Origin of the sequence: Salinarimonas soli, from assembly GCF_008386575.1 — a bacterium.
Lineage (GTDB): Bacteria > Pseudomonadota > Alphaproteobacteria > Rhizobiales > Beijerinckiaceae > Salinarimonas_A > Salinarimonas_A soli.
Genome location: NZ_VUOA01000275.1, coordinates 1 through 294, shown reverse-complemented (window position 1 = coordinate 294; position 294 = coordinate 1). Strand labels below are relative to the sequence as shown.

The following is a 294-nucleotide window of genomic DNA, read 5'->3' as shown; positions in this document are numbered from 1 at the left end:
GAGGGCGTCGCTCGCTCCGAGGAACTCGAAGAGGCCAAGCGCAAGCTCCAGGCTCGTCTCGCCGAAGCCGAGGAGACAATCGAATCCCTCAACCAGAAGGTTGTCGCTCTCGAGAAGACCAAGCAGCGTCTCGCCACCGAGGTCGAGGACCTGCAGCTGGAGGTCGACCGTGCCACTGCTATTGCCAACGCTGCAGAAAAGAAACAGAAGGCCTTCGACAAAATCATCGGAGAATGGAAACTCAAGGTCGACGACCTTGCTGCCGAACTCGATGCCAGCCAGAAGGAATGCCGC

At 58.8% G+C, this 294-nt stretch carries 1 protein-coding gene; it reads left to right on the top strand.

The genetic code is table 11. The features are described 5' to 3' along the window. A partial coding sequence (locus tag F0L46_RS28005; protein ID WP_149822449.1) for a hypothetical protein occupies nt 1-294 on the top strand: 294 nt, incomplete at both ends.